This is a genomic window from Burkholderia sp. Cy-637 (assembly GCF_011753175.1).
GTDB classification, from domain to species: Bacteria; Pseudomonadota; Gammaproteobacteria; order Burkholderiales; family Burkholderiaceae; genus Burkholderia; species Burkholderia gladioli.
Genome location: NZ_VWWC01000248.1, coordinates 1 through 7,568 on the forward strand (window position 1 = coordinate 1; position 7,568 = coordinate 7,568).

Here is a 7,568-nt window from a genome sequence, read left to right on the forward strand (position 1 = left end):
CCCGTCGTGCGGCCAGTGCGGCCAGCGCGGCGCAGGCCGCGCAAACCGCCGCGGCCGCCGCGTCTGCCCCTGCCGCATCGAGCCCCGCGCCCGCCGACGATCCCGAAGCGAAGAAACGCGCGATCATCGCGGCGGCGCTGGAGCGCGCGCGCAAGAAGAAGGAAGAACTGGCCGCCAGCGGCGAGGCGCCGAAGAACACCGAGAACGTCAGCCCCGCCGTGCAGGCGCAGATCGACGCGGCCGAGGCGCGCCGCCGGCGCATCGAGCAGGAACGCCGCGCGGCCGAACAGGCCGAACAGGCCGCGCAGGCCGATGGCGAGCCGCCGGGCGCCGGCGATCGACCCGCCGACGAATCGAAGAGCCAACCCGGCGACGATTCGCCGACCCAACCGCCACGCAACGCATGAACGCCACCAAACGACGCGCGATCTACGAAACGCTGCGCAGCCTCAATCCGCACCCGACCACCGAGCTCGAATACAGCACGCCGTTCGAGCTGCTGATCGCGGTGATGCTGTCGGCGCAGGCCACCGACGTGTCGGTCAACAAGGCGATGCGGCGCATGTTCCCGGTGGCGAACACGCCCAGCCAGGTGCTCGCGCTCGGCGAGGCCGGCGTGACCGACTACATCAAGACCATCGGGCTCTACAAGACCAAGGCGAAGAACGTGGTCGCGACCTGCCGGATCCTGCTGGAACAGCACGAAGGCGAGGTGCCAGCCGATCGCGAGGCGCTCGAGGCGCTGCCCGGGGTCGGTCGCAAGACCGCGAACGTGGTGCTCAATACCGCCTTCGGCCATCCGACCATTGCCGTCGACACGCATATCTTCCGCGTCGCCAATCGCACCGGACTCGCGCCGGGCAAGGACGTGCGCGCGGTGGAGATCGCGCTGGAGAAATTCACGCCGGCGGAATTCCTGCAGGACGCGCATCACTGGCTGATCCTGCACGGCCGCTACGTCTGCAAGGCGCGCCGGCCCGAATGCTGGCATTGCGCGATCGAACCGCTCTGCGATTTCAAGCCCAAGACGCCGGCGCCGCTCGAATGAGACCGGCGCGGTGCGCGCCCGCCGGGCACCGCGTCGTCAAGTCTGCATCACGCCGGTCCGACCTCGCCGCACCCCGCGCCGATTGATTCGCACTGCGATGCGTTGCGCGGCATCGTTCAAGAATCCGCCCGCCTCGCGGATCAGGCATTCGCGGTGGCGGTCGCCGCGTCGTCAGCCTTGCCGCCCGCCTTCACCAGCCACAGCACGGCCACCAGGATCGCCACGCCGCCCGCCCATTGCATCGGCGACAAGGCCTCGCCGAACAGCAGCGCGGCCAGCGCCACCGTGACCACCGGCTCCAGCGTCGAGAGCATGGCGGTGCGCGCCGCGCCCAGCAGCGACAGCCCGGCGAAGAAGGCCAGCATCGCGCCGACCGTCGACACCAGGGCGATGGCCACCAGCGCGAGCCAGCCCGAACCCGCCTGCGGCCATTGCGGCGCGACGCCGAAGGCAGCCCAGCGCGCCAGGGCGATCAGCGTGAACATCAGCGTGGCGGCGATGCAGATGATCGCGGTGGTCGCGAGCGGGTCCACGCCGCGCGTGGCGCGCGTGCCGGCCACGATGTAGAGCGAATAGATCACGGCCGCCGCCAGCGACAGCGCGATGCCGAGCGGCTCGCCATGCCCGCCGCCCACCATCAGCGCCGAGCCGGCCACGCACAGCACCAGGGCCATCGCCTTGACGCGGGTCAGCCGCTCGCCGAGCCACCAGGCCGCGAGCAGGGTCACGAAGGCCGGGTACAGGTAGAGCAGCAGCGCCACCAGGCTGGCCTGCGCATGCTGCAGCGCGGTGAAATAGCAGAACGACTGGCCGACGTAGCCGAGCGCGCCCATCGCGGCGATGCGCACTCGCGCGCGTGCGCCGGGCCAGGCCACGCCGCGCCGCCACGCGATCAGCGCCAGCAGCGCGCCGCCGAGGCCGAAGCGCACGATCAGCAGCCCCAGCACGTCGACGCCGGCCGCGTAGGCGTAGCGGCCGAAGATCGCCATCGCGCCGAACGCGACGGCGGACAGCGCGACGAACAGGGCGCCGCGAACGGCGGCGGACGACGGGGCCTGGGCAAGGGCGGTGACCATGGATGGGCCTGGGCGAACGAAATGAGGGGAAGCCGCGGCAGCGCAACGGCAAGCGATCGATTCTAGCGAGCGCGCTCGCGCCCCGATAGTCGGGAACAATGCCGATCCACGCGGCAGGCACCTGCCCGGCCCCGCCCGCGGCCTGCCCCGCCCGGAGGCAGCCTCCCGCCGGCCGGCGTAGAATGGCCGCTTCCGCAGCACGCCGCCGCGCCCCAACGTCCCCCGAATCATGTTCAACCCGAGCCGCGACGAAGTCCGTCGCTTCTTCATCGACGCCCGCCGCAAGCAGCGCAAGGGCGAGATCCTCACGCCGCTGGAAGCGATCGCCGCCGACTGGATCGTCGAGCATCCCGAATACCACGCCGAGCTCGACGAGGGCGAAGGCGCCGCCTCGCGCGAGTATTCGCCGGAGGCGGGCCGCACCAACCCGTTCCTGCACCTGTCGATGCACCTGGCGATCAGCGAGCAGTTGTCGATCGACCAGCCGCCGGGCATTCGCGCCGCGCACGAGAAGCTGGCCGCGCGGCTGCCCTCGGCGCACGACGCGCAGCACGCGATCATGGACTGCCTGGGCGAGACGATCTGGGAAGCGCAGCGCACCAATACGCCGCCCGACACCGACGCCTACCTGCAACGAATCCTGCGCCGCGCCTCGCGCGACTGAGGCCGGCGGGCACCGGCGCGGCCCTGCGCACGGCGCCGGCGCCAGGCTCCACGCAAAAAAATGCCCCGCCAAAGCGGGGCATGCCGCGCGCGCCCTGCCCGCGGCTCTCGACGACGCGGACGCGAGGCGCCCGCTCAGGCCGTCACTTCTTGAACACCAGGCTGCCCGGCAGCGACTCCAGGTAGGCGGCGATGTCCTGCATGTCGCTGACCGACAGGCTCTGCACCTGGGCGCGCATGATGGCGTTGTCGCGCCCCAGCAGCGGGTTGTCGAGCCCCATCTGGTACTGGCGCATGGCCCAGACCAGGTAGTCGGAGCGCTGGCCCGCCAGGCGCGGGTACTCGGCGTTGATCGGATTGTCGAACTTGGTGCCGTGGCACGCGGCGCAGTTGTGCGATTCGACCAGCTGCTTGCCCCGCGCCGCGTCGGCCGCGTGCGCGGCGCCCGTCGCGAAACAGGCGGCCAGCGCGAACGCCGCCGCAATGCGCAATGCCGGTTGATGCTTGTTCATGAGGGCTCCTGTCCTGCTGAGCAAACGCCAGCGCGGGCTTTACTTGTAGGGATTGATCTTCGAATCGGGCTTCTGGGAGGCGTAGTACGCGGCGAGGTCCGCGATGTCCTGGTCGCTCAGCGAGGCGGCGATCGCGTTCATCGACGCGAAATGCCGGTCCTTCTTGCGATACGCCTTGAGCGCGTTTTCCAGGTATTGCTGATTCTGTCCGCCGAGCAGCGGTACCCGGTACACCTCCGGATACGCCGTGCGGTAATCTTCGATGCCATGACAGCCGATGCACATCGCAGCCTTGCTGGCCCCGTCCTTCGGGTTGCCCGCCGCCCCAGCCGCCTGCGATGCGGTGGCCAGAAGCGCCATGAGCGCCGCGGCCACGACCTGTTTGCCGACGAAATTGTTCATAGCTTGTACCTAGCTTGAGGGGAAAACCTGTCGCCCGGTAAGGCAACGGACCGCGTCATTTTGCTTATAGGTGAGACACGCAGGCCGAAAGTCGGCCCGATTGTACCGCGCTGCCGACGACGCAGTCCACCCGCGCCGGCCCTGCCCCGCGACGGCCCCGGGACACCCCTCGAAGGCCCGCCGGAGGCCGCCGCCGCAGCGCCCGCTACAGTACCAAGCGATGCGCCGACGCAACAGCGCCTTTGACTTATACTGGGATTTTTCGCCGGGAAACAAGCCGCCATGCGCTTCGAAGGTTCCTCGCAATACGTCGCCACCGACGATCTGAAGCTCGCCGTCAACGCCGCGCTGACGCTGCAGCGCCCGCTGCTGGTGAAGGGCGAGCCCGGCACCGGCAAGACCATGCTGGCCGAGGAAGTGGCCGCCGCGCTCGGCATGCCGCTGCTGCAGTGGCACATCAAGTCGACCACCAAGGCGCAGCAGGGTCTCTACGAATACGACGCGGTCTCGCGGCTGCGCGATTCCCAGCTCGGCGACGAGCGCGTCAAGGAGATCGCCAACTACATCGTGCGCGGCTTGCTGTGGCAGGCCTTCGAGGCCGACGAGCCCTGCGTGCTGCTGATCGACGAGATCGACAAGGCCGACATCGAATTCCCCAACGACCTGCTGCGCGAGCTCGACCGCATGGAGTTCCATGTGTATGAAACGCGCCAGTTGGTGAAGGCGAGGCACCGGCCGCTGGTGATCATCACCTCGAACAACGAGAAGGAGCTGCCGGACGCCTTCCTGCGCCGCTGCTTCTTCCACTACATCCAGTTCCCCGATCCCTCCACGATGCAGCGCATCATCGAGGTCCACTACCCCGGCATCAAGCAGGCGCTGGTGCGCACCGCGCTCGAGAGCTTCTTCGAGCTGCGCGGCGTGTCGGGGCTCAAGAAGAAACCTTCGACCTCCGAACTGCTCGACTGGCTCAAGCTGCTGCTGGCCGAGGACATCCCGCCCGAGGCGCTGCGCTCGACCGACCACAAGCTGGTGGTGCCGCCGCTGGCCGGCGCGCTGCTCAAGAACGAGCAGGATCTGAGCCTGTTCGAGCGGCTGGTGCAGATGAACCGCCACAACCGCTGAACCCGCCGCCCTCGATCACCCGCCCTTGATCACCCGCCCTTGATCCCCCGCCCTTGATCCCCATGTCCCGCGCGCCCCGTCCCGTTTCCTGCCGCCTTGCCGGTTCGCCCGGCCGGGCGCCGGCGTGCGCGGCCGAACCCGGAGCGCGCCGATGCTGATCGACTTCTTCTATTCGCTGCGCGCGGCCAAGCTGCCGGTCTCGGTCAAGGAATACCTGATGCTGCTCGACGCGCTGCGCCAGGAGGTGATCCCGCCGTCGATCGACGCCTTCTACTACCTCGCGCGCATGACCCTGGTGAAGGACGAGCAGTATTTCGACCGCTTCGACCAGGCCTTCGGCCGCTACTTCCACGGCGTCGCGGCGCTGCCGGCCGAGGCCTTCGAGATCCCGGCCGACTGGCTCGAGAAGAAGCTGCAGCGCGAACTGACGGCCGAGGAAAAGGCGCAGATCGAGGCGCTCGGCGGCCTGGACAAGCTGATGGAGCGGCTGCGCGAGCTGTTCGACGAACAGCAGGCGCGCCACGAAGGCGGCAACAAGTGGATCGGCACCGGCGGCACCTCGCCGTTCGGCCATGGCGGCTACAACCCTGAAGGGATCCGCATCGGCGGGCCGTCCAACGGCAACCGCACCGCGCTGAAGGTCTGGGAGGCGCGCGCCTATCGCGACTACGACGATTCGGTCGAGCTCGGCACCCGCAACATCAAGGTCGCGCTGCGCCGGCTGCGCCGCTTCGCGCGCGAGGGCGCGGCCGACCAGCTCGACCTGCCCGGCACCATCCGCAGCACGGCCGCCAATGCCGGCTGGCTCGACCTGCGCATGGTGCCCGAGCGGCACAACAGGGTGAAGGTGCTGATGCTGCTCGACGTGGGCGGCTCGATGGACGACCACATCGCGCGCACCGAGGAGCTGTTCTCGGCGGCCAAGGCGGAGTTCAAGCACCTGGAGTTCTACTATTTCCACAACTGCGTCTACGACTACCTGTGGAAGAACAACCGGCGTCGCCACGCCGAGCGCACGCCCACCTGGGACGTGATCCACAAGTTCAGCGCCGACTACAAGCTGATCTTCGTGGGCGACGCCACCATGAGCCCCTATGAAGTCGCCCAGCCCGGCGGCTCGGTCGAATACAACAATCCCGAGGCCGGCTCCGTGTGGCTGCGCCGGCTCGCCGACCAGTTCCCCAACCATGCCTGGCTCAATCCCGAGCCCGAGCGACTATGGGAATACCGGCAGTCGATCGCGATCATTCGCGACCTGCTGGGCGCGCGCATGTACCCGCTCACGCTGGCCGGCCTGGAAGCCGCGATGCGGCAGCTGAGCAAGTAGCGCCCCCGCCGGCTTCGCCGCCGCCCCGTTTCGCCCCAACCCGCTGTATCCTCCCCGCGCCGCCGGATCGCCCGTCGCGTTCCGCGCGGCGCGTGAACCGTCTTCCCTCCCCGCTCGGAGCCTTCGCAACATGAATCCGTCCCCAGCGCCCGGCACGCCGCCGGCCGCCTCCGCCCCGCGCTTCTTCGCGGATACCTCGCTGTCGGCGCTGGTCGCCGGCTTCGTCGCGATGATGACCGGCTATACCAGCTCGCTGGTGCTGATGTTCCAGGCCGGCCGCGCCGCCCACCTGAGCGACGCGCAGATCTCGTCCTGGATCTGGGCGCTGTCGATCGGCATGGGCGTGACCACGGTGGGCCTGTCGCTGCGCTATCGCGCGCCGGTGGTGGTGGCCTGGTCGACGCCGGGCGCCGCGCTGCTGGTGGCCTCGCTGCCCGGCGTGCCCTACCCGTACGCGATCGGCGCCTTCGTGGTGTGCGCGCTGCTGCTCACCGCGGTCGGCCTGAGCGGCCTGTTCGATGCGCTGATGCGGCGGATCCCGGCCGGCATCGCCTCGGCCCTGCTGGCCGGCATCCTGTTCGAGATCGGCATCGAGATCTTCCGCGCCGCGCAGTTCCAGACCGCGCTGGTGATCGTCATGTTCCTCACCTACCTGGTGGTCAAGCGGCTCGCGCCGCGCTACGCGATCGTCACCACCCTGGCGGCCGGCACGGCCATGTCCGGCGCGCTGGGCCTGCTCGACTTCAGCCGCTTCCAGATCGCCCTGGCGCATCCGGTGCTCACCGTGCCGGCCTTCTCGCTGTCGGCGATCGTCAGCATCGGGATCCCGCTGTTCGTGGTCGCGATGGCCTCGCAGAACGTGCCCGGCATCGCCGTGCTGCGCGCCGACGGCTACGCGACGCCCTCCTCGCCGCTGATCGCCACCACCGGCATCGCCTCGCTGGCGCTGGCGCCGTTCGGCTCGCACGGCATCAACCTGGCCGCCATCACGGCCGCCATCTGCACCGGCCCCGAGGCCCACGAGGATCGCGCGCGGCGTTACCCGGCCGCGGTCTGGTGCGGCCTGTTCTACCTGGTGGCGGGCGTGTTCGGCGCCACCATCGCGGCGCTGTTCGATGCGCTGCCCAAGGCGCTGGTGGTCTCGGTGGCGGCGCTGGCGCTGTTCGGCTCGATCATGAGCGGCCTGGCCAACGCGATGCAGGACCTGCGCCAGCGCGAGGCGGCCCTGGTCACCTTCATGGTGACCGCCTCGGGGCTGACCCTGCTGTCGATCGGCTCGGCCTTCTGGGGCCTGGTGGCCGGCGTGATCACGCAACTGATCCTGAACGCGCGGCGCGAACCCGGCGCCTGATGCCACCCGGGCCACCCGGGCCACCCGGGCCGCCCGAAGCGCGCGCGGCCGGCCGAGCGGCGCC

General features: G+C 69.7%; 8 protein-coding genes and 1 pseudogene. 6 read left to right on the forward strand and 3 right to left on the reverse strand.

Annotated elements, in window-relative coordinates; genetic code table 11:
• Both F3J10_RS33245 and nth read left to right on the forward strand, forming a co-directional pair.
• Positions 1 to 407, forward strand: a pseudogene (locus F3J10_RS33245) (electron transport complex subunit RsxB); the annotation flags it as partial.
• Entirely contained in the window at positions 404 to 1,048 is a 645-nt protein-coding gene (nth, locus tag F3J10_RS33250; RefSeq protein WP_025096532.1) for an endonuclease III, read from the forward strand. The pseudogene F3J10_RS33245 and the gene nth, both read left to right, overlap by 4 nt.
• A 140-nt stretch (positions 1,049 to 1,188) precedes the next feature.
• Here the strand turns inward: nth and F3J10_RS33255 are convergent, their stop codons facing one another.
• The gene (locus F3J10_RS33255) at positions 1,189 to 2,124 is read right to left on the reverse strand and encodes a DMT family transporter (RefSeq protein ID WP_167234277.1); all 936 of its coding nucleotides are present in this window, start codon (positions 2,122 to 2,124) and stop codon (positions 1,189 to 1,191) included.
• 229 nt (positions 2,125 to 2,353) lie between these two features.
• Here F3J10_RS33255 and F3J10_RS33260 point away from each other — a divergent pair, with 229 nt between their 5' ends.
• On the forward strand, positions 2,354 to 2,788 hold the full coding sequence (locus F3J10_RS33260) for a DUF1841 family protein (RefSeq protein WP_013698952.1): 435 nt from the start codon (positions 2,354 to 2,356) through the stop codon (positions 2,786 to 2,788).
• Positions 2,789 to 2,930: 142 nt separating this feature from the next.
• Here the strand turns inward: F3J10_RS33260 and F3J10_RS33265 are convergent, their stop codons facing one another.
• Together F3J10_RS33265 and F3J10_RS33270 are read right to left on the reverse strand one after the other, a co-directional pair.
• On the reverse strand, positions 2,931 to 3,299 hold the full coding sequence (locus F3J10_RS33265; RefSeq protein WP_047839288.1) for a c-type cytochrome: 369 nt from the start codon (positions 3,297 to 3,299) through the stop codon (positions 2,931 to 2,933).
• A 39-nt stretch (positions 3,300 to 3,338) separates the two neighbouring features.
• Entirely contained in the window at positions 3,339 to 3,701 is a 363-nt protein-coding gene (locus F3J10_RS33270) for a cytochrome c (RefSeq protein ID WP_013698954.1), read from the reverse strand.
• A 282-nt stretch (positions 3,702 to 3,983) separates the two neighbouring features.
• Here F3J10_RS33270 and F3J10_RS33275 point away from each other — a divergent pair, with 282 nt between their 5' ends.
• From F3J10_RS33275 to F3J10_RS33285, 3 genes are all read left to right on the forward strand, one after another.
• Positions 3,984 to 4,826, forward strand: coding sequence for a MoxR family ATPase (locus tag F3J10_RS33275; RefSeq protein ID WP_167243865.1), 843 nt, complete (start codon positions 3,984 to 3,986; stop codon positions 4,824 to 4,826).
• A gap of 151 nt (positions 4,827 to 4,977) precedes the next feature.
• Positions 4,978 to 6,153 (forward strand): VWA domain-containing protein, encoded by a 1,176-nt coding sequence (locus F3J10_RS33280; protein WP_025096535.1) that lies wholly within the window; start codon positions 4,978 to 4,980, stop codon positions 6,151 to 6,153.
• Positions 6,154 to 6,283: 130 nt separating this feature from the next.
• Entirely contained in the window at positions 6,284 to 7,504 is a 1,221-nt protein-coding gene (locus tag F3J10_RS33285; protein ID WP_166916533.1) for a benzoate/H(+) symporter BenE family transporter, read from the forward strand.
• Positions 7,505 to 7,568 lie beyond the last annotated feature (64 nt).

Bases quoted from the DNA above. Each gene is read 5' to 3' on its own strand.
- nth (WP_025096532.1), top strand. From the start codon at position 404: ATGAACGCCACCAAACGACGCGCGATCTACGAAACGCTGCGCAGCCTC.
- F3J10_RS33255 (WP_167234277.1), bottom strand. From the start codon at position 2,124: ATGGTCACCGCCCTTGCCCAGGCCCCGTCGTCCGCCGCCGTTCGCGGC.
- F3J10_RS33260 (WP_013698952.1), top strand. From the start codon at position 2,354: ATGTTCAACCCGAGCCGCGACGAAGTCCGTCGCTTCTTCATCGACGCC.
- F3J10_RS33265 (WP_047839288.1), bottom strand. From the start codon at position 3,299: ATGAACAAGCATCAACCGGCATTGCGCATTGCGGCGGCGTTCGCGCTG.
- F3J10_RS33270 (WP_013698954.1), bottom strand. From the start codon at position 3,701: ATGAACAATTTCGTCGGCAAACAGGTCGTGGCCGCGGCGCTCATGGCG.
- F3J10_RS33275 (WP_167243865.1), top strand. From the start codon at position 3,984: ATGCGCTTCGAAGGTTCCTCGCAATACGTCGCCACCGACGATCTGAAG.
- F3J10_RS33280 (WP_025096535.1), top strand. From the start codon at position 4,978: ATGCTGATCGACTTCTTCTATTCGCTGCGCGCGGCCAAGCTGCCGGTC.
- F3J10_RS33285 (WP_166916533.1), top strand. From the start codon at position 6,284: ATGAATCCGTCCCCAGCGCCCGGCACGCCGCCGGCCGCCTCCGCCCCG.